This is a genomic window from Haloarcula sp. MBLA0163 (assembly GCF_055632435.1).
The window spans coordinates 551126-570905 of the sequence record NZ_CM145745.1 but is presented as its reverse complement, the minus strand read 5'-3'; the positions used below and the strand labels follow the sequence as shown (position 1 = coordinate 570905).

Below are 19780 nucleotides of genomic sequence, written 5' to 3'. Positions count from 1 at the left end.
CCCAATATTTGGGGTATGGCGCCGGAGACAACAGCGTAAATTTGCGCAAAATTTTTTGTTTAGGGGTATATCCATCATTATAGACCGTTTGTGATATCACATGACTGACAACAACCAACAGGGTCTGTCCAGCGTCCTCTCGCGGCGAAACCTCATGCAAACAGTCGCCGGGCTCGGTGTCGCTTCGATGGCCGGCTGTTCGGGACTTGGTGGCGGCGGTGACGGCGGTGGTGGCGCCGTCGACCCGGTACAGGACCGCGTGACGGTCGACCCCGAGGACATCCAGGAAGGTGGGACGTTCAAGACGGCTATCGGCGCGAACCCGGACACGTTCGACTTCCCCGAGAGCTCGTCCGCGACGGCCTCCATCCTCCACAACCTGCTGTTCGAAGGGATGGTCACCACCAGCGCGACGGGCGAACTGTACCCGTGGCTCGCTGAGTCCTACGAGCAGGTCGACGTCCAGGAGGCCTCCGCGAGCGACTACACGGAGTACATGACGACGGCGCCCTACGCCGCGACCGACGACGGCTCCGTCTACATCAACACGGAGAAGCAGATTGTCGTCGAGAGCCCCGACAACCCCGACGACCCCTCCGAGGGCGACCAGGCCGAGATACTCACCGTCGACGAGGCCGCCGACGCCGTCGCCGACGGCACCTACGGGATGCACTTCCGGTTCCAGCTCCACGAGGGCATCCAGTTCCACAACGACGAGGAACTGACCGCCGACAACGTGGTCGCCTCCTACGGCCGCATCGAGAACTCCACGCTCTCCGGGCAGGTGTTCGACTCGCTGCTGCACATCGCGGCCGACGGGGACTACACCGTCGACATGTACGTCCAGGAGCCGGACGCCTCCGCCATCCGCGAACTCGGCGGCCTCCCGGTGTACCCCTCGGAGATCACGGACAACGTCCCGCTCGGCAAGATGGACCCCCGGCAGGGGAACACGCCGCTCGGTACGGGGATGTTCGAACTCGCGGAGTTCCAGAACGAGGAGTACGCCCTGTTCTCGAAGAACGAGAACTACTGGTTCGACACGGAGATGAAAGACTGGTTCGACGGCCCGTCGGAGTTCCCGAACGGCCCGGTCGTCGACGAGGTCGACATCGCCATCATCTCCTCGGACTCACAGCGGGCCGGCGCCCTCCAGAGCGGCGAGATCGACATGACCTTCGGCCTGACCGCGAGCACACTCACGAACTACCGTGAGTCAGAGGACTACCGGACCGCACCGACCAACGGGGCTGGCTACACGTTCCTGCAGTACCCCGTGGAGGTCGAACCGTGGACCAACGCGAAGCTCCGCCGGGCCGCGAACAAGCTCATCCCGCGCCAGAGCATCTCCGAGAACATCTTCCAGGGCTGGGAGAAGCCCGCGTGGGTCCCGCTCCCGCCGCTCGCGGCCGGGGCCGGGTCGACCGACTACGAGGCGATGGTCGAGGACCTCAAGAGCTACAACACCTACGAGCCGGAGGCCGCCGCCGAACTGGCCGAAGAAGCCGCCAGCGAGATCGACGCCGAGTTCCCCATCGAGGTCACGCTGGAGACGAACTCCGACAACGACGACCGGGTCCGGACCGTCGAACTCATGGCCGAGTCGATGAGCCAGGAGATTGACGGGACCCAGTACTTCGACGTCAGCGTCAACACGAAGGAGTTCCTCACCTTCGTCAGCCAACTGCTCTCCGAGGACTACTGGAACCAGGGCAAACTGGCCTTCATCGGCCTCTCCGGTGGGTTCAACCCGCACGGCTACGCCAAGTCCGTCCACAGCCCCCAGAACTTCGCCCAGTGTTGTAACTTCCAGAACATCGACTTCCCGAACTCAACGAGGCCATGCGGAAGGCCCGCTACGGGGTCGATGTGGCTCAGGACCCACAGCTCCGTCGCGAGCGCTACGAGGAGGTCTGGGAGCTGATTCTGGAGCTCAACGGCAACTCCTACGGCACCCACAGCACGCTGGTCGGCGTCGTGAACAACGACGTCAAGGGGTTCAACACCTACCCGAGCACCCAAGATATAGTTGGGTACGCGATGTACAACCCAACGGACCAGCAGATTACCTACCTCGACCGGTAACACAGATCCGGTCCTCCATCTATGAGCCTTCGACGCTTCATCGCCAAGCGGGTCTTGCTTATCTTCCCGATACTGTTCGGCGTCTCGGTCATCACGTTCGCCCTCGTCCACATAACCCCGGGTGACCCCGTCGACGTGGTAGTGGCGCTGAACCCGGACATCTCCCCCGCCGAGGAGGCCCGACTCCGCGCCAGATACGGGCTCACCGACCCGATATGGAAGCAGTATCTGGACTGGCTCGTCGGCGTCCTGCAGGGTGACTTCGGCCAGGTCATCGCCACCGACCGGGCCGTCAGCACCGTCATCGTCGAGCGACTCCCCGAGACCATCGCACTGGGCATCTTCGGCTGGGTGTTCGCCGTCATCATCGCGGTGCCGGCCGGCATCTACGCCGCGGTCCGGAAAGACGAACTCGGCGACCACGTCAGCCGGTTCCTCGCCCTCTCGGGCATCTCCATCCCGAACTTCTGGCTGGGACTGATGCTCATCCTCATCGGTGCACTGACGCTGAACCTCTGGCCGGTGCTCGCGCCGCGGACGGCGCTGTACTCGCCGGAGATGCTCTGGTACCTGCTGTTGCCCGGCATCACCATCGGCACCGCCTCGGCGTCGACGCTGATGCGAATCATGCGCTCCTCGATGGCCGAGGAGATGAACAAGGAGTACGTCACGGCCGCCCGAGCGAAGGGGCTGCCGGAGCGGACGGTCGTGCTCAAGCACGTCCTGCGGAACTCGCTCATCTCGGTGACCACCGTCGCCGCGTTCCTGACCGCGAGCATCGTCTCGGGGTCGGTCGTCGTCGAACAGGTGTTCGGCTGGCCGGGTCTCGGCCGAGCGCTCATCAGCGCCGTCAGCAACCGAGAGATTGACCTCATCCTGGGGATTACGCTGTTCATCGGTGTCGCCATCATCCTGGCGAACCTGGTGGCCGACATCCTCTATGCGGTTCTCGACCCACGGATTCGATACGACTGACCATGTCTACTGAACGAGGACGCATCCGGGTAACCGGATTCGACACGGACCGCGTGACCGAACGAGACGACCTGTCGGACTGGTCAGAGGCGACGTCCGGCGGGACCGAGAGCCGATGGCGGCGCGCCCTGCGCCGGTTCCGACACAACAGGGTCGCCATGCTGGGCGTGTACGTCGTCGCCGCGATGGCGCTGTTGTCCTTCTTCGCCCGCCCGGTGACGATAGCGGGCATCACCGTCCAGCCGTTCTCCATCGCACCGTACGACCCCGGGACCATCCTGTACCTCGAACCCGGGTCGACGGTCGGACGGTACGACCCGCCGACGCTGGCCCACCCGATGGGCACGGACGCCTCCGGCCGGGACCTGTTCTCGCGGGTGCTGGTCGGCGGCCGACTGAGCATCTCCATCGGGTTCGTCGTCGTCGGCATCACGGCGACGTTCGGCCTCGCCTACGGCGCCGTCGCCGGCTACTACGGCGGCTGGGTCGACGAGATTCTGATGCGGTTCGTCGACGTCATCTTCGCGTTCCCGGGACTGGTGCTGGCGCTGGTCATCGTCGCCCTGCTGGGCGGCGGCTACTGGCCGCTCGTCATCGCCTTCTCGGTGCCGGGGTGGGCCGGCTACGCCCGCCTCATCCGCGGCGAGATACTCTCCGTGAAGGAGAACGAGTACGTCCTGGCCGCACAGGCGCTGGGCGCACGCGACCGCTCGGTCATCTTCCGGCACATCGTGCCCAACGCGATGGCCCCGCTCATCGTGCAGGCGTCGCTCTCCATCGGCACCGTCGTCATCGGCGTGGCCGCGCTGGGCTTCCTCGGACTGGGTTTCGAACCGGGCACCCCCGAGTGGGGGACGATGCTCGACCAGACCCGCGAGACGCTCATCCAGGGTCCGGGTGGCTCCATCCCGTGGTGGGCGACGGTGTTCCCCGGCGGCGCCATCTTCCTGTTCGTGATGGCGATGAACATGATCGGCGACGGCGTCAACGACGCGCTGGACGCGCAGGAAGTCGGCAACGTCGGGCAGGGAGGCGGCGGATGACCCTCCTGGAGATCAACGACCTCACGGTGAACTTCTACACCGAGGACGGGGTCGTCACCGCCGTCGACGACCTCTCCTATCGCATCGAGAGCGGGGAGACGTTCGGCGTCGTCGGCGAGAGCGGGGCCGGCAAGTCCGTCACCGCGCTCTCGCTGATGCGCCTCATCGAGGACCCCGGCCGCATCGAGAGCGGCGAGATACTGTTCAAGGGCGAGGACCTGCTGGAGATGAGCGAGGAGGAGATCCGCTCCGTGCGTGGCAACGAGATTGCCATGATATTCCAGGACGCACAGACCGCGCTCAACCCCGTCTACTCCGTCGGGGAGCAGATTTCCGAGGCGATCCGCCACCACCTGAACTACAGCGACGCCGAGGCCCGCGACCGGACCATCCAGTTGCTCGACCGGGTGGGCATCCCCGACGCCGAGAGCCGGTACGACGACTACCCACACGAGTTCTCCGGCGGGATGCAACAGCGGGCGGTCATCGCGATGGCGCTGTCGTGTGACCCGGACCTGCTCATCGCGGACGAACCGACGACGGCGCTCGACGTGACCACCGAGGCGAAGATCCTGGACCAGATCCAGGACCTCGCCGACGAGTTCGACACCGCCGTCCAGCTCATCACCCACGACCTCGGCGTCGTCGCGAAGATCTGCGAGCGCGTGATGGTGATGTACGCGGGCCGCCCCGTCGAGAAGGCGGGGGTCGAGGACCTCTACTACGACCCGAAACACCCCTACACGGTCGGGCTGATGAGTTCGATTCCGCGCATCGGCGACGAGCGCGAGCGCCTCCAGACCATCCCGGGGACGATGCCGGACCTCGTCGACGTGCCGCCGGGGTGTGCGTTCCACCCCCGGTGTCCGTACGCCGAGGAGTCCTGCGCCCGGAAGCAGCCACCGCTCGTCGACCCGGAGACGGGCGAGGCGGCGACGGCGGCCGAAGACCGGGCGGCAGCGTGTCTGGAGTACACCGGCGACCTGGAGGGCGAACTGGACTTCGAGGTGTCCGTCGAGGGCGAGGACCCGCTCCTAGAGGAGGGACAGGATGCCCGGTGAGGACCCCATCCTCCGCGTGGAGGGGTTACAGAAGTACTACGACTCCAGCAGCGGGTTCATCGATTCGCTACTGGGCAACAACCAACAGGTGAAGGCCGTCGACGGCGTCGACCTCGAGCTCCGGGAGGGCGAGACGCTGGGCGTCGTCGGCGAGAGCGGGTGCGGGAAGACCACGCTCGGCCGTGCGCTCCTGCGGCTCACCGAACCCACCGACGGGTCGGTGTACTACCGGGGCGACGACCTGACGACGCTGGACTCGGGCGAACTCCGGGACCTCCGGAAGGACCTGCAGTACATCTTCCAGGACCCGTTCGCGAGCCTGAACCCGCGGCTGACCGTCGGCGACATCATCGGCGAGCCGCTGGACATCCACGGCATCGCCGAGGGCGAGGCCCGCGAACAGCGCATCTACGACCTGCTGGAGACGGTGGGGCTGAACCCCAGCCACACCCACCGTTACCCCCACGAGTTCTCGGGGGGCCAGCGCCAGCGCATCGGCATCGCCCGGGCGCTGGCCGTCGACCCGGAGGTCATCATCTGCGACGAACCGGTGTCGGCGCTGGACGTCTCCGTGCAGGCCCAGATCCTGAACCTGCTGGAGGACCTGCAGGACGAGTACGGCCTCTCGTACATCTTCATCGCGCACGACCTGAGCGTGGTCGAGCACATCTCCGACCGCATCGCGGTGATGTACCTCGGGGAGTTCGCCGAGGTGGGGACGACCGAGGAGGTGTTCGAACCGCCGTACCACCCCTACACCGAGGCGCTGCTGTCGGCGGTGCCGGAGCCGGACCCGCTGTGGGAGGGCGACCAGATATTCCTCCCCGGGACGGTGCCGTCGCCGCTGGACCCGCCCTCGGGCTGTCGGTTCCACACGCGCTGTCCGAAGGTCATCCAGCCCGAGGAGTACGACCTCGAGCAGTCGGTCTGGCGCTCGGTGATGGACCTGAAACTGCGGGCGGCCCGCACCGAGAACGTCGACTCGCTGACCGCCGTCACCGAGGAGGAGCAGGACGACCCCGAGACGGCGTCCAGAGGGGTCCTCGACGGACTGGTCCGCGAGGAGTTCGACCTGCCGGACCGGCTCTCGGACCCCGACGCCGAGACAGCCCTCTCGACGGCCATCGACAGCCTCCACGACGGCGACGTCGAGGGCGCGTCCGCACACCTGAACGAGGCGTTCGTCTCGCCGTGTGAGACCGACGAACCGCGGGCGGTCGGCACCGGCGACACCCATCGCATCGCCTGTCACCTCCACGACGAGGCCTACGCCGACGACCCGACCGGCACGGCCGACGGTGGGGACGCCGTCGCCGACGACTGAGCACCCGAACCGTTTCCCGATTTGACCGACTACAGGCACCAATGCGCCGCATCTACGACTCACAGGCCCTCAAGCGGGACGACGACGCGTTCACGCCCCGCGAGCGCGACGACGCCCCGAAACCGGCCGCGATGCGGTCCGTGCCCGGCGAGTCGCTGAGTCGCCTCCTCGTCCCGACGTGGCTCCGCTACCGGGCGTTGACCGTCGCCGTCGAGACACCCGAGTCGGCCTACCCTGCGGGCACCGACGTGCCCCTGAAGGTGACCCTGCGGAACACGTTCCCCGTCCCCATCAGCGTCCGCACGCCGACGCCGCGGTTGTGGACGTGGCACGTCGACGGCGCGCCAGAAGCCTCGCGGGTGCCGGAGTCGCTCCCCGAGGAGGAGCGCGTCTTCACCTTCGACCGGGGCGAGCGCAAGCAGTTCCTCCGCCGCTGGACGGGACTGTTCAAGGTGAGCGAGACGGAGTGGGAGCCCGCAGAGCCGGGCGAGTACACCGTCGGTGCCTACATCGACGTCGACGACCCCGAGGGGAAGGGGCTGGCCGCGGAGACGACGGTCCGCATCGAACCGGAGTGACCGACGGGGGCCGTCGCCGACGTACGCTTTTGCCGCTGGAGACGGTACCACACGCCATGTCTCCCGACGAGTCGTCGCTACTCGACCGCCTCCGGAACCCCGACCACACGGGCGAGAACCGCTGTTGGCCGTGTACCGTCGTCAACGTCGTCATCGCCGCCGTCCTGAGCGGCGTCGCGGCGCTCGTGGCCGTCGAACTCGCCGCGGTGGTCGCCGTCGCCTCGCTCGCAGCCATCGCGCTCCGTGGGTATCTGGTCCCGGGGACGCCGCGACTGACCCAACGGTACCTCCCCGAGCGAGTCCTCCGGGCGTTCGGGAAAGAGCCCGCGCCGACCGAACCAGACGACTTCGAGACGCTCGAGAAGGTCCGCCACCACCGCGAGAACGCGGTCGACGCCGACGCCTTCCTCGTCGAGGAGGGCGTCGCCACCGGGACCGGTGAGGACCGAGCACTGACCGACGGGTTCGCCGCCGCCGTGAGCGAGTGCGTCGAGGCCCGGCCCACCGACGCCGACCTGACCGGCCCGCTGGCGGACGCCTTCGGGACCGAGCCGGCCGACGTGACGGTCGAACGCGACCCCTACCCCGCGGTGACGGTCGGCAACCGCATCCGCGAGTGGCCCTCGTGGAGCGCCCTCCGGGTGGATGTCGCCGCCCACGAGGCGCTCACCGACTGGACCGACCGCTGGACGGACGTCCCCCTCGAGCAGCGCGTGAACATGCTGGAGACGATTCGCTCACACCGGACCGTCTGTCCGGCCTGTGGGGGCCGGGTCGAGCGCGCCAACGAGGTCCAGACCTCCTGCTGTGGGGTCCACGAGGTGGTGGCGGTGGCCTGCACCGACTGCGACGCCCGTCTCGCCGAACTCGACCCGACGACCCACGCCGGTCGGCTCGTGAGCTAGGGAGACAGACCACTTTTGCGCCCGACAGCCGAGTGACGACCATGGACAAGCAGGCGATTCGCGACCGGGTGTGGGACGCGCTCGAAGACACCGGCGTCGCCCGGTTCCCGTTCCCGCCCCACGACAGGATACCCAACTTCGAGGGGGCCGACCGGGCCGCCGAGCGAGTGACCGAGACGGCCGTCTGGGCGGACGCCGAGCGTATCAAGGCGAACCCCGACTCGCCGCAACTCCCGCTCCGCCGTGCCGCCCTGCGTGCGGGCAAGACCGTCTACATGGCCGTCCCGCGGCTGCGCGAGGCGGCGTGCTTCTACGAACTCGACCCTGCGGAACTGGAGGACATAGACGCCGCCCCGGCGGTGTCGAACGTCGCGGACCACGCCCGGCAGGTCGGACCGGAGGCCGTCGGAGCGGTGGACCTCGTGGTGTCGGGGTCGGTGGCCGTCACCGAGGGCGGCGCTCGCATCGGCAAGGGCGAGGGGTTCAGCGACCTGGAGTACGCGGTCCTGCGCGAACTGGGCCTCGTCGACGAGGCGACGCCGACGCTGACGACGGTCCACGAACTGCAGGTGGTCGGCGGTCCGTCGGGCACCGTCACGGACGCCGAGGTCCCCGTCGACGCCCACGACGTCCCGATGGAGTACGTCGTGACGCCCGAGCGGGTCGTCGAGACCGAGACGCCGTACGACCGCCCGGCGGGCGTCGACTGGGGGGCGCTGTCGCCGGAGCGACTCGACGAGATGCCGGTGCTGGCCGCGCGTGCGCCGGACGACGGGTCGGCCGGGCGGGACGAACCCACATGAATATACGGCTTTACCTGTAAAGGCCGGTATGGACGACGCCGTGGCCGGCGGTGAGCCATCGGGACACGACCGCCACGGCCCCATGCGGGTGGTGTACGTCGACCCGGACCCGGAGGCGGCGACGGCGGTCGAGACGGCGCTGTCGGGGGCCGCCGACACGGTCGCGGTCCACAGGGCCGAGAGCGTCGCGGAGGCGGTCGACCTCGTCGAGGACCGTCCTCTCGACTGTATCGTGACGGAGTACGCGCTCCCGGACGGCACCGGACTGGACCTGCTCCGGAGCGTCCGCGAGCGGCACCCTGACCTGCCGGTCGTGTTGTTCACCGACGACGGGAGCGAGGCCGTCGCCAGCGACGCGTTCGCCGCGGGGACGACCGACTACGTCCTCAAGGCCCCGCTGGAGGCGCAGGCGGCCGCGCTGGCCGACCGGGTCCGAGCGGCCACGGCCCAACAGGCCCAGCGCGAGGCCATCCTCGGGCGGATGACCGACGCGTTCTTCGCGCTGGACGAGGAGTGGCGGTTCACCTACCTCAACGACCGCGGCCGGGAGATACTCCGTGAGGCCGCCAGTGCGGACGCGGTATCGTCGGGACTGGTCGGCCGCCGGATATGGGACGTCGTGCCGGAGGCCGTCGACACGGCGTTCTACGACGTCTACCACCGCGCGATGGAGACCCAGGAACCCGAGACGCTCGAAGCCTACTACGAGCCGTTGGAGACGTGGTTCGAGGTCAGGGCATTCCCCTCGGACAGCGGCCTCTCCGTGTACTTCCGGGACGTCACGGCCCGCCGGGAGCGTGAGGACTCGCTCGCCGAACGGGAGGCGACTCTGACGGAGATGTACCGCGTCATCGCCGAGAAAGAGACCCCCTTCCGGGAGAAGGTCGAACATCTCCTGGACGTGGGTCGGGAGGCCCTCGGGACGGAGTTCGCCGCGCTCTCGCGGGTCGAGGGCACCGACTACGTCTTCGAGGCCGTCCGGGACCCGACCGGGCAGACACAGCCCGGCGACGTGATTCCGCTCGCGTCGACCAACTGCGAGCGCGCCATCGTCGAACGGGAGACGCTCGTCCTGGAGGACATCGCCGCCGACGCCCCCGAGTTGACCGAGCGCTCCGGGTTCACCGAGATGGGCATCGCCTGCTACGTCGGGATGCCCGTCGTCGTCGACGATGAGGTGTACGGGACGTTCTGTTTCTACGACCGCGACCCCAGACGGGAGGCGTTCGCCGACTGGGAGGTGACGCTGGTCGAGTTGATGGGCAACTGGATAAGCTACGAGCTGGAACGCGAGCGCCGCGAACGCGACCTCACGCGGGAACGCAACCGGCTGGACGACTTCGCGAGCGTCGTCTCGCACGACCTGCGGAACCCCCTCAACGTCGCCACCGGCCACCTCGAGCTCCTGCGGGAGGAGTACGACGGCGACCCGGACCACGTCGCCGGACTGCAGCGGGCGCTGACCCGGATGGACGCGCTCATCGAGGACCTGTTGACGCTCGCTCGCTCGGGGACACAGGTCGTCGAGACGACCACCGTCGAACTGGAGGCCCTCTGTCGGCAGGCGTGGGCCGTCGTCGAGCACGAGCACGCCACGCTGACCGTCGTGGACCGGTCCGCGACCGTCTCCGGCGACGAGAGCCGTCTCCAGCAGCTGTTCGAGAACCTCTTTCGGAACTGCGTCGAGCACGGGTCGACGGACGGGCAGGACCCCGGTGTCCACGTCCGCGTCGGCGTGCTGTCGAACGGCGACGGCCTCTACGTCGCCGACGACGGCCCCGGGATCCCCGAGGACGAGCGCGAGAGCGTCTTCGAGAGCGGCTACACCACCAGCGACGACGGGACGGGGTTCGGGCTCAGCATCGTCGCGGAGATAGCCGAGGCCCACGGCGCGCGGGTCACGATAACCGAGAGCGAGGCCGGTGGGGCACGGTTCGAGGTCCGGGGCCTCGCGGTCGAGTGACCGCGGACCGGATACCGGACACACGCTTATGCACGTGTAGAATGAATTACACGACATGGCGCACCAGCCAGAACGGCCACAGGAGTACGTCTGCGAGCAGTGCCACGCCGTCCTCGCGGGCACCGTCCACGGCGACCCGCCGGACCACAGGTACACCCCGCCCGAGGAGTGTGCGGCCTGCGGCGGGACGGCGTTCGTCGAGATACAGAACTACCCGTCGACGGGCGGTTAGTCGTCCAGTTCCGCCACGCAGTCGCGGATGAGGCCGTCGAGGTTCTCGGGCAGGGTGGGGTGATAGGCCCGGTCGGGCAGGTCACGCACGTCCAGCCCCATCTCGACGACTATCTGCAGCGTCTTCGCGAAGCTGTCGGCGTGGTAGTGCAGGCCCTGCCAGCCGAGGACGGTGCCGTCCTCGGCGTCGACGACGAGCTTCGCGAGGCCCTCGGGGACGTCTTTCGACTTGAACACGCCGTCGTCGCTGGCCTGCCGGGTCGCCGTCACGACGTCGTAGCCCGCCTCGCGGGCCGTCTGCTCGTTGTGGCCGACGCGGGCGAAGGGGTAGATGCCCAGTCCGGAGAAGATGACGTGGTGGTGGACGTTCTCGTAGGCCTGTGGCTCCGCCCCGGCCTCCTGTCGGAGGATGTTCTCGGCGGCGGTGAAGCCCTGTTCTTTGGCGACGTGGAGGATGGGCTCCTTCTCGTTGACGTCGCCGACGGCGTAGACGTGGTCGGCGTCCACCGTCTGCATCGTCTCGCGCACCCAGTCGCCCTCGGCGGAGACCGACGTGTTTTCGAGACCGAGACCGTCGAGCGTGGGTCGGCGGCCGGTAAAGAGGAACAGCTGGTCGGCCTCGAAGGTGTCCTCGCTGCCGTCCTCGAACTCGACGTGCAGGCGGACGCCGCCGTCCGCGGTGCGTTCGAGCCGTCGCTCGTGGCAGTTCGTGGGAATCGTGATGTCCCAGTTGTCCTCGTATATCTGCCGGGCCTCGTCGCCGAACTCGGGGTCGGCCTCGTCGATGGGGCGGTCGTCGTGTTCGACGACGGTGAGTTCCATCCCGCCGGCCTCGGCGAGGTAGGGGACCATCTCCATCCCGATGTACCCGAAGCCCATCACGATGCCGGAGTCGGGGAACTCTGTCGCGTGGAGGACGTCCTTGCTCGTCATGAACTCCACATCGTCGATACCGGGGAGGTCCGGGACGTACACGGAGGAGCCGGTCGCGATGACGACGTAGTCGGCCTCGTACTCCTCGCCGCCGGCCCGGACCGTGTGGTCGTCGACGAGCGTGGCCGTGTCGTGGACGAACTCCACGTGGTCGCGTTCGGCCATCTCGTGGATGGAGTCGCGCCGGTGGCCCGCCCACCCGCGGGTGCGCTCGTTCTTCGTCTCGACGACGGCCTCCAGGTCGACGTCCGGCACGTCGCCGACCAGTCGGTGGTCGTGTCGGGCCTGGAAGCGGTGGGCCCCGGCCGAGAGCACCTCCTTCGAGGGCATACAGCCCTCGAGGATACAGAGGCCCCCACCGGGGTCGCCGTCGTCGATGAGGGTGAGTTCGATTCCGTCCGCGTCGACGAGCTCGCCGGCGGTGGCCGCGCCGGCGCTCCCGTACGCGCCGATGATGACGACGTGGGTCATACCGGTAGGCTAGCGGTGGCCCCGGATAAAGGCTTCAGTGGCGTGTAGCCGGAGGGCACGACCGGGGCGCTCAGTCGTCGCCCTCGGTCGGCTGGACCGGCCCTCGCGGGCCGCCGAGGTCCAGCAGCCGCCGGAGGGGCTGGTCGTAGTTGGTGACGCGGTCCCAGACGACCAGCACCGAGGGGAGGACCAGCAGCGACGTGAGGAAGGCGTAGGCGATGGACAGCGCCGTCAGGATGCCGAACTGCCCGATGGCGGGGAACACCGCGAGCGCCAGCACCCCGATGCCGAAGACGGTGGTGAGCATGCTGCCCAGCAGCGCGCCGCCGGTCCCTCTGACCGTCCGGTCGAGCGCGGTCACGAGGTCGTACTCGTGCATCTCGTCGGCGAACCGGTGGGTGACGTGGACGGAGTAGTCCACCCCCAACCCGATTGTGATGGCGAGCATCGTCGCCGTGATGGCGTTGAACGGTATCTGGAGGAACCGCATCGTCCCCGCGAGCAGGGCGACGGTGACGACGACGGGGACGACGTTGGCGATGCCCAGCGAGGGCCGCCCCTCCAGCACGTAGTAGATGAACACGAGGAACACCGACGCCCCGGCGAGGGCGATGGCCAGCGACTGGACCGCCGACTCGAGGATGACGTCGGAGACGGCCTGGAAGACGACGATAGAGCCGGTCGCGGTCGCCTCGAAGCGGAAGTCCTCGGCGACGGCCCTGGCGTCCTCGGTCACCTCGCTGTCGCTCGCGCCGGCCTCGACGGTGTAGACGACCCGGGCGCTCCGGTAGTCCTCGTTGAGGTAGTTGAGCGCCCGGTCGCGCGAGGAGGAGTCGAGCAGGTACTCGTAGATGGTCTCGAGGTTGTCGTCGGGGACGCCGTTGTCGTTGGCGTCGTTGCGCTCGACCAGCCGCCGGAACTCGGGGTCCCGCTCGGCCCGGTCCTGGATGACGGTGACGATGGACGTCGACGCCGCCCGGCCGTCCTCGCGGACGAACGTGTCCGGCGGGTCGTCGCCGGCCCGGTGTATCTGCTCCAGGGCCGAGTCCTTCCGCATCGGCCCCTCGACGTAGATGGTCGCCTGTCCGCTCTGTGTCGAGTCGAACTTCTCCTCTAGGAAGTTCGTCCGCTCGGTGACGGTGTACTCGCTCGGCGCGAACGGTTCGGGGAGGGACTGTATCCAGTCGGCGTTGTCCTCGGGCGGCAGGAAGTCGTCCTGCGAGAACGAGGTGGAGATGCCCGTCGCGTAGACGCCCGCGCCGGCCGTGACGACCAGCGTCACGAGGAGGAAGACGACCGGCGCGCGCTCGGCGATGGCGACGCCGCCCCGGAGAATCCCGCCGAGCGCGGAGTCCTCGGAGCCGAGAGGGCGCTCGGTGAACGTCGGGATGGGGTAGCGCTGGCGCAGTTCGTCCAGTTCGACTTTGGCGGCGGGCAGGAACACGCCGAAGATGAGGAAGGTGAACGTGATGCCGATGGCGGCGACGAACCCGAAGTCCTGAATCGGCGGGAGCGAACTGGTGAGGTTGGCCGCGAACCCGATGACCGTCGTCCCGGTGACGATGAAGAAGGCGACGAGCAACTGGTCGGTCGTGATGCGCATCGACTCGTCGATGCTCGTCCCGTGTTGCCGTTCCTCACGATAGCGGTTGACCGCGTGGATGCCGAAGTCGATGCCGACCGCCAGCAGCAGGGGCGGCACCGCGATGAGCATCTGCGAGAAGGGGATGCCGGCCAGCCCCATGAACCCGAACGTCCAGACGATGGCCATGAACAGCGCTATCAGGCCGAGCGCCATGTCGGCGAGGTCTCGGTAGGCGATAGAGAGGAAGAGGAGGATGAAGATGACCGCCGCGGGGACCGTGAGGATGAGCGAGTCGAAGACGACGTTGGAGAACTCCGCGGCGACGATGCCCGACCCGAACACCGTGATGGTGCCCTGACCGGCCGACCGCACGGTGAACTGGGCCTGCCGCTGGATGCTCGTCAGCGGACTCGACCCGCCTTGCCCGGACCCCGAGGAGATGCCCGCGGGAATCTCGTGGGTGACGAGGCCGAGCGTGGCCGACGCCGACGCGGACCCGCGGTTGAAGTCGCTGCTCACGAGCGAGGTGAACTGCGGGTTCTGGTCGGCGGCGCGTCTGACGGCGGCGTCTATCTCGCTGCTGGAGGCGGACTCGACGGCGCGGATCTGTGCCTCGGTGGTCCGGGCCGACGGGTCGAGCTGGCGGGCGACGATGCCCGCGGCGCTGGACGTCCCGGTCACACGGAGGTCCTGGTGGTCTTCGAGCCGGTCCTGCGCGCGCAACATCCGAAGGAGGGCGTCCCTCGAGAGGACGTTGTTGCCCTCCTGGATGAGCTGCGTGTTGCCCGTATCCGGCGAGAACGCGGGCGAGAACTCCGTGTTGACGCGCTCGAACGCCTCTTCGGCCGGCAGGCCGGTGGTGAACTGCGACGTCCCGGCGTTCGTCGAGATGTTGCCCAGTCCGGCGCTGAACACGAGCGTCACGACGAGGAACGTCAGGACGACGCGCCGGGAGTCCTCGACGATGCGGTCGTCCGCCCAGTCGATGTACCGCTGGTAGTCCATCTTAGCGGAACCTGACGTAGCCACCGATTGCGAGGAGACTCACGAGCAGGACGGCTCCGATGGTCGAGAGCGGCAGGCCACCCCCGCCGCCCTGGGACGTGACGCCGACGGCGACGCGGTAGGTGTCCGACACCGGCGTGTCGCCGTCGGGTTCCTCGTACTGGAAGTCGAGCGAGACGGGGTAGTCCTTCTCCATCGCCCCGCCGCTGGCGCCGATGCCGAAGCGCAGCGTCGCCGACTCGCCGGGTTCGAGGCGGTCGATGTACGCCTCGTCGTCGGTGACCGAGATGGGCGAGTCGGCGAACAGCTTCGCCGAGATGTCCGTCAGCGGCACGTCCTCCTCGTTGGTGACGGTGAGCTCGATGGTCGCAGACCCGCCGGCGCTGACCGTCGTGTTGGCGGACTCGATGGCGAACTCGTCCTCGCTCCCCGCGACGTCGGCGCGGATCTCCATCGTGTCGCCCTCGTGGCGGTCACCGGCGGCGTCGCGGTAGACGGTGCTGAAGTCGAACTGTCGGGGGCCCGCGTCGGCGCTCTCGGAGGCGTCGACGCCGAAACTGACCGTCGCGGACTCGCCGGGTTCGAGGTCCCCGACGGCGTACTGGGTCTCCTGTGGCGAGAGGTTGCTGTGCTCGCTGTCCCAGTTCAGGACGACGTTGTTGGCGACGCGCGGCCCCTCGTTGGTCAGCGTCGCTTCGAGCCGACCGTCCTCGCCGGCCTGCAGCGAGGCGGTCACGTTCGACAGTGCGAACTGCTGTTCTGGCTGGGGCTGGAGACCCAGCGGGATGTCGTCGCTGGCCCCGGAGTCGCCCTCGGGGTCCTGATAGCCGACCTTGGCAGAGAGGGCGTAGACGCGCTGTTCGGCGTCCGAGCTCGCGTCGGTCTTGACCCTGACCGTGCGGGTCTCGCCGGGCCCCCAGGTGCCCAGGAACTGGGTGGCCGTCGAGGAGCTGCCGAACGAGACGTCGCTGCTCTGTGTCGTGAGCGTGACCGTCGCGAACTCGACGCGGGTCGGCCCGTCGTTCCGGAGCGTCACCTCGTAGGTGCCGCTGGCTCCGACGGGGACGTCGCTGTCGATGTCGGTCACGGAGAACGTCTGTTCGGGGTCGAGGGCGATACCGACCGACGACCCGACGGACTGCTTGCGGACGCCGTCGGCGTCGTCGAACGCGACCGAGAAGCCGAACTCGTACGGCTCGGGTTCGGCGCTCTCGGCGGCACCGACTCGGTAGCGGAAGGTCCGCTGCTCGCCGGACTCCCAGACCTCGACGTAGCGCGACCCCTCGGTGCCGCCGCTGACGCTGAGGTCCCCGTTCCGACTGGCGAGGGTCACGGACGCGTCACGCGCGGCCTCGTCGCCGGTGTTCTCGACGGTGACGGCGACCGTGCCGGTCGACCCGACGCGGGCGGCGGACTCGACGTTCGTCACGTCGAAGGTAGCGTCGTCGCTGACGCGGACCGTGACGAACTTCGTCGTCTGGACCGTCTCCTCGTCACGCGTGCCCTCCGTCTCGGAGATGTAGCTCGTGTGTTCGTAGGAGATGCGAACGGGGATGCGATACGTGCCCGGGTCCGCGTTCTCGTCGACGCTGATCTCGAACGGGACCGTCCGCGTCGGTCCCTGTGCGAGCGTGCCGAGTGACTGCCGAGAGGTCGTGACGGATATCGGCGCCCCGCCGGAGCCGACGCCGACTTTCAGGCCGCGTGCGGTCATCACCTCGTTGTTCAGAGCCTGCGGACCGCCCGTGTCGAGGGTACCGGTGTTGACGAGGACCACGTCGAGCGTGGTCTCCTCGCCGGGCGAGACGGTGTTGTCTGCGAGCGTCACGTCGATGTCGGGGCTCCCGGTAACGGCCGCGGCGGCCGTACCGGCGGACAACAGGAGCGCGACGACGGTCAGCGTCAGTGGTGTTCGGAGTCTCATTGGGTCGATGCGGGGAGAGAGCGCGGTTCGGCGGGCGATACGGGAGCCGTTCGGGCGGACAGGTCCGTGTTCGGGCAACAGGCGTCGTCGAGCCCGACCCTCCAGTCGTTCATCTCGTATCGAACGAACGTTCGGTCAAACATCAACGTTCCGGTTAGTGAATGGTACGAAGCACTTTTGTCTACCGAACGAATATTCGGTCGGGATGACTGACGCGCTTCCGTTCGCGGGCGAACCCGAGGACTCGCACGAAGCGATAATGCGTGCGACGTTCTGTGCGCTGCAGGAACACGGCTACGCGGGGCTCTCCATCCAGCGTATCGCCGACGAGGCCGACCTCAGCAAGTCGACGTTCTACCACCACTTCGACGGGAAGGAGGACCTGCTGCTCTCGTTCCTCGAGTTCACCCTCGAGGAGTTCGACCGCGTCTTCAAGCTGGAGTCGTCCGGCGACCCGGCCAAAGACCTCCGGACGTTCTTCGGGCTCCTCCTCGGGGACTTCCCCACGGCCGAAGGGCTGCCCGAACAGGAGGACATCCTGGCGACGTACGTCGAACTGCGGGCACAGGCGGTCCGTAACCCGGACTTCCGGGCGAAGTTCACCGAGACGGACCGGGAGTTCACCGAGCGCATCGCGGCGCTCATCGCGGAGGGTATCGAGGCCGGCGTGTTCAGAGACGTCGACCCGGAACGCACCGCACAGTTCCTGTTGACCACGCTGGAGGGTATCACACTCCAGAACGCGACGCGGGACGACAACCCGCTCCCGCAGCTCCGGACGGCCATCGAGTCCTACATCGAGAGCGAACTGCTGGTCCCGGAGTCCACCGACGCGTGACGCGCCGACGGTCCGTCGTGTGCCCGGCTTTCGGTACCTGACTTCGTCTTCCGGGCCGATGGCACGGTGACGCCACCGGCAGCGACCCTGCCGGTGGCTCGCCGAAGCGCTCGCTGCCGGGCGCTGTCGCCAGCAGTCGTCGTTCTCGGGCGACTCGGAGACGGTCGGTTCGCCCAGTGGTCACCCGGCGTTCCGGGTGATGGAGCGGTACGTCTCGACGATGTCGTCGAAGTCGTCGAGCTCGGTCCGGAGCTGCCACTCCAGTTCGTCGGCGCGTTCCACGAGCGCGGCGTACTCGCTGCTGTCGTCGAGCTGTGTGGCGGACTTCTCGGCCTCCAGGACGCTTATCTTCGACGTTATCTCGAAGAACTCGTCCAGCCGCTCGTCCTCGCCAGGGGGGTCGAGGTGCTGGTCGAGCGTGGACAACAGCGTCTCCCGGTCGACCGGCTTCCGGAGGTAGTCGTCGAACGACATCTCGAGGATGTTCAGGTCCGGGTCCACCGCGGTCAGCATGACGACCACGCCGTCGTACCCGCGGGCACGGAGGCGCTCGAGGACTTCGTCGCCGTGGACGTCCGGCATCCGGCGGTCGAGCAGCACCGCGTCGACGTCCGGGCCCGCCAGTTCCAGCGCCGCCTCGCCCCCGTACGCGACGGTCGTCTCGTAGCGGTCGCGGAGTCGGAGCGCCTGCGTGTCCGCGACGTCGTGTTCGTCGTCGACGACGAGGACGTGGGCGCGCCTGTCTGCCTCGGTGGACACGTCAGTCTGGTACGACGGAGAGACGCATATGTCTTGTCGCTGGCGCCGTCTCGAAAAAGGTTAACTCGTGGCCCGACGACTCCGGAGTAGCATGGACGAGACCTCCGGTGACGACGCCGCGGCGTCCGGTCGGTTCGGTAGCCTGGTCGTCGTCGTCGGCTACATCGCCGCCGGAGCCGCCACCCTCGCTGCACTCATGTTCGCCGTGGACACGGTGGCGGACCTCCCCGTCCCGCGGCCGGTCAGCCTCGGCCTCGGCGTCGCTCTCGGCGGCGGCCTCGGTGCCGTGGTGTACTTCCTCCGGACCGCGGACGACGTCGAGGTGGACGACGAGACGATGACCGTCGACGTCGAGGAGTCGTCGGCGCCGGCCCCCCAACCGGCGGACCTCTTCGACGGCCACCCGGACCCCGTGCTCTACTACGCCGACGAGGGCCACGGACCGGTCGTCAGGGCGGCCAACGAGGCGTTCGCCGCGACGTTCGACGTGCCGGCCGGCCAACTGACGGGAACGCCGCTGTCGGAGGCCGTGCTCGTCACCGGTGCCGAGGCGGCGGACGGCGACCGCCTCGACGCGGGCGGGTACGACGCCGTCGTCACCTGTGAGACGGCCGATGGCGCGACCCCGTTCCGCCTCAGAACGGTCGCTGGCGAGGCGAGCGGGTACGTCCTCTACACCCCCGTCGACGAGACCTGACGGCGTCAGCTCGGGCGGCGACCGATCTCTTTGAACGCCGTGTCGATGCTCTCGAACTCCGAGAGCGCCTCGTCCATCTCCGACTTGAGCTGCTCCGCCCGGCGCTGGAGCGTCTCGACCCCGTCGCTGTCCTCGAGCGTCTGCGGCGTCTTCTCCCCCTCGAGTAGCGCGAGCTTCGACGTGACCTCGAGGTACTCAGCGAGCCTGTCGTCGTACCGACGGGCGGCCAGTTGCTGGTCGATAGCGGCCACGAGGTCGGCCTTCTCGACGGGCTTACAGAGGTAGTCGTCGAACGGCATGTCGATGATGTCGAAGTCCGGGTCCACCGCCGTGATCATGATGACGCGGGTCGAGATGTCGCGGTCCCGTATCTCCGCGAGGACGTCGTCGCCGGAGATGTCCGGCATCCGTCGGTCCAGGAGGACGACGTCGACGTCCTCGTCGACCCGGTCCAGCGCGGCCTCGCCGCCGTAGGCCGTCTCCGTCTCGTACTGGTTGCGGAGTCGCAACGCGTAGACGTCTGCGACCTCCTCCTCGTCGTCGACGACGAGGACGGTCGGTTCCGCAGTGGTGTCTGACACGGTACTGTGTACTGCTAGC

Annotated in this window: 18 protein-coding genes; 13 read left to right on the top strand and 5 right to left on the bottom strand. The window is 68.2% G+C overall.

Annotated elements, in window-relative coordinates:
• Positions 1 to 100: 100 nt before the first annotated feature.
• Genes ACV7GQ_RS02880 through ACV7GQ_RS02830 form a run of 11 tightly spaced genes read left to right on the top strand, consistent with a single transcriptional unit; the run spans position 101 to position 10969 of the window.
• Positions 101 to 1924: an ABC transporter substrate-binding protein gene (locus tag ACV7GQ_RS02880; protein WP_470312051.1), complete on the top strand. Its 1824-nt coding sequence runs from the start codon at positions 101 to 103 to the stop codon at positions 1922 to 1924.
• Positions 1870 to 2085, top strand: coding sequence for a hypothetical protein (locus ACV7GQ_RS02875; protein WP_470312050.1), 216 nt, complete (start codon positions 1870 to 1872; stop codon positions 2083 to 2085). The genes ACV7GQ_RS02880 and ACV7GQ_RS02875 overlap by 55 nt, the downstream gene beginning before the upstream one ends.
• Positions 2086 to 2106: 21 nt before the next feature.
• A complete protein-coding gene (locus ACV7GQ_RS02870; protein WP_470312049.1) occupies positions 2107 to 3060 on the top strand; it encodes an ABC transporter permease in 954 nt (317 codons plus the stop codon).
• Between the two features lie 2 nt (positions 3061 to 3062).
• Positions 3063 to 4103, top strand: coding sequence for an ABC transporter permease (locus ACV7GQ_RS02865; RefSeq protein WP_470312048.1), 1041 nt, complete (start codon positions 3063 to 3065; stop codon positions 4101 to 4103).
• Entirely contained in the window at positions 4100 to 5164 is a 1065-nt protein-coding gene (locus ACV7GQ_RS02860) for an ABC transporter ATP-binding protein (RefSeq protein ID WP_470312047.1), read from the top strand. The genes ACV7GQ_RS02865 and ACV7GQ_RS02860 overlap by 4 nt, the downstream gene beginning before the upstream one ends.
• Positions 5154 to 6488: an ABC transporter ATP-binding protein gene (locus ACV7GQ_RS02855; RefSeq protein WP_470312046.1), complete on the top strand. Its 1335-nt coding sequence runs from the start codon at positions 5154 to 5156 to the stop codon at positions 6486 to 6488. The genes ACV7GQ_RS02860 and ACV7GQ_RS02855 overlap by 11 nt, the downstream gene beginning before the upstream one ends.
• Before the next feature lie 41 nt (positions 6489 to 6529).
• Positions 6530 to 7066 (top strand): DUF7974 family protein, encoded by a 537-nt coding sequence (locus ACV7GQ_RS02850; RefSeq protein WP_470312045.1) that lies wholly within the window; start codon positions 6530 to 6532, stop codon positions 7064 to 7066.
• A 56-nt stretch (positions 7067 to 7122) separates the two neighbouring features.
• Complete coding sequence (locus ACV7GQ_RS02845; protein WP_470312044.1) at positions 7123 to 7971, top strand: DUF8054 domain-containing protein; 849 nt, start codon at positions 7123 to 7125, stop codon at positions 7969 to 7971.
• Between the two features lie 41 nt (positions 7972 to 8012).
• Positions 8013 to 8774, top strand: a complete 762-nt coding sequence (locus tag ACV7GQ_RS02840) for a 5-formyltetrahydrofolate cyclo-ligase (RefSeq protein WP_470312043.1) — start codon at positions 8013 to 8015, stop codon at positions 8772 to 8774.
• 28 nt (positions 8775 to 8802) lie between these two features.
• Positions 8803 to 10737: an ATP-binding protein gene (locus tag ACV7GQ_RS02835; RefSeq protein ID WP_470312042.1), complete on the top strand. Its 1935-nt coding sequence runs from the start codon at positions 8803 to 8805 to the stop codon at positions 10735 to 10737.
• Positions 10738 to 10792: 55 nt separating this feature from the next.
• Positions 10793 to 10969, top strand: coding sequence for a hypothetical protein (locus ACV7GQ_RS02830; protein ID WP_470312041.1), 177 nt, complete (start codon positions 10793 to 10795; stop codon positions 10967 to 10969).
• Here the strand turns inward: ACV7GQ_RS02830 and ACV7GQ_RS02825 are convergent.
• The 3 genes from ACV7GQ_RS02825 to ACV7GQ_RS02815 form a co-directional block, all read right to left on the bottom strand.
• Complete coding sequence (locus ACV7GQ_RS02825) at positions 10966 to 12372, bottom strand: dihydrolipoyl dehydrogenase family protein (protein WP_470312040.1); 1407 nt, start codon at positions 12370 to 12372, stop codon at positions 10966 to 10968. The two genes, ACV7GQ_RS02830 and ACV7GQ_RS02825, sit on opposite strands and share 4 nt — an antisense overlap.
• A 70-nt stretch (positions 12373 to 12442) precedes the next feature.
• Positions 12443 to 14962, bottom strand: a complete 2520-nt coding sequence (locus ACV7GQ_RS02820) for an efflux RND transporter permease subunit (RefSeq protein WP_470312039.1) — start codon at positions 14960 to 14962, stop codon at positions 12443 to 12445.
• A gap of 1 nt (position 14963) precedes the next feature.
• Positions 14964 to 16886: a COG1361 S-layer family protein gene (locus ACV7GQ_RS02815; protein WP_470312038.1), complete on the bottom strand. Its 1923-nt coding sequence runs from the start codon at positions 16884 to 16886 to the stop codon at positions 14964 to 14966.
• A 205-nt stretch (positions 16887 to 17091) separates the two neighbouring features.
• Between ACV7GQ_RS02815 and ACV7GQ_RS02810 the strand changes: the two genes are divergently transcribed.
• Complete coding sequence (locus ACV7GQ_RS02810; RefSeq protein ID WP_470312037.1) at positions 17092 to 17724, top strand: TetR/AcrR family transcriptional regulator; 633 nt, start codon at positions 17092 to 17094, stop codon at positions 17722 to 17724.
• Between the two features lie 180 nt (positions 17725 to 17904).
• On the opposite strand, the gene ACV7GQ_RS02805 is transcribed toward ACV7GQ_RS02810, so the two are convergent.
• Positions 17905 to 18483 (bottom strand): HalX domain-containing protein, encoded by a 579-nt coding sequence (locus tag ACV7GQ_RS02805; protein WP_470312036.1) that lies wholly within the window; start codon positions 18481 to 18483, stop codon positions 17905 to 17907.
• 91 nt (positions 18484 to 18574) lie between these two features.
• On the opposite strand from ACV7GQ_RS02805, the gene ACV7GQ_RS02800 reads away from it, so the two are divergent.
• A complete protein-coding gene (locus ACV7GQ_RS02800; RefSeq protein ID WP_470312035.1) occupies positions 18575 to 19180 on the top strand; it encodes a hypothetical protein in 606 nt (201 codons plus the stop codon).
• A 5-nt stretch (positions 19181 to 19185) separates the two neighbouring features.
• Here the strand turns inward: ACV7GQ_RS02800 and ACV7GQ_RS02795 are convergent, their stop codons facing one another.
• Positions 19186 to 19761: a response regulator transcription factor gene (locus ACV7GQ_RS02795; protein ID WP_470312034.1), complete on the bottom strand. Its 576-nt coding sequence runs from the start codon at positions 19759 to 19761 to the stop codon at positions 19186 to 19188.
• Positions 19762 to 19780: the final 19 nt, after the last annotated feature.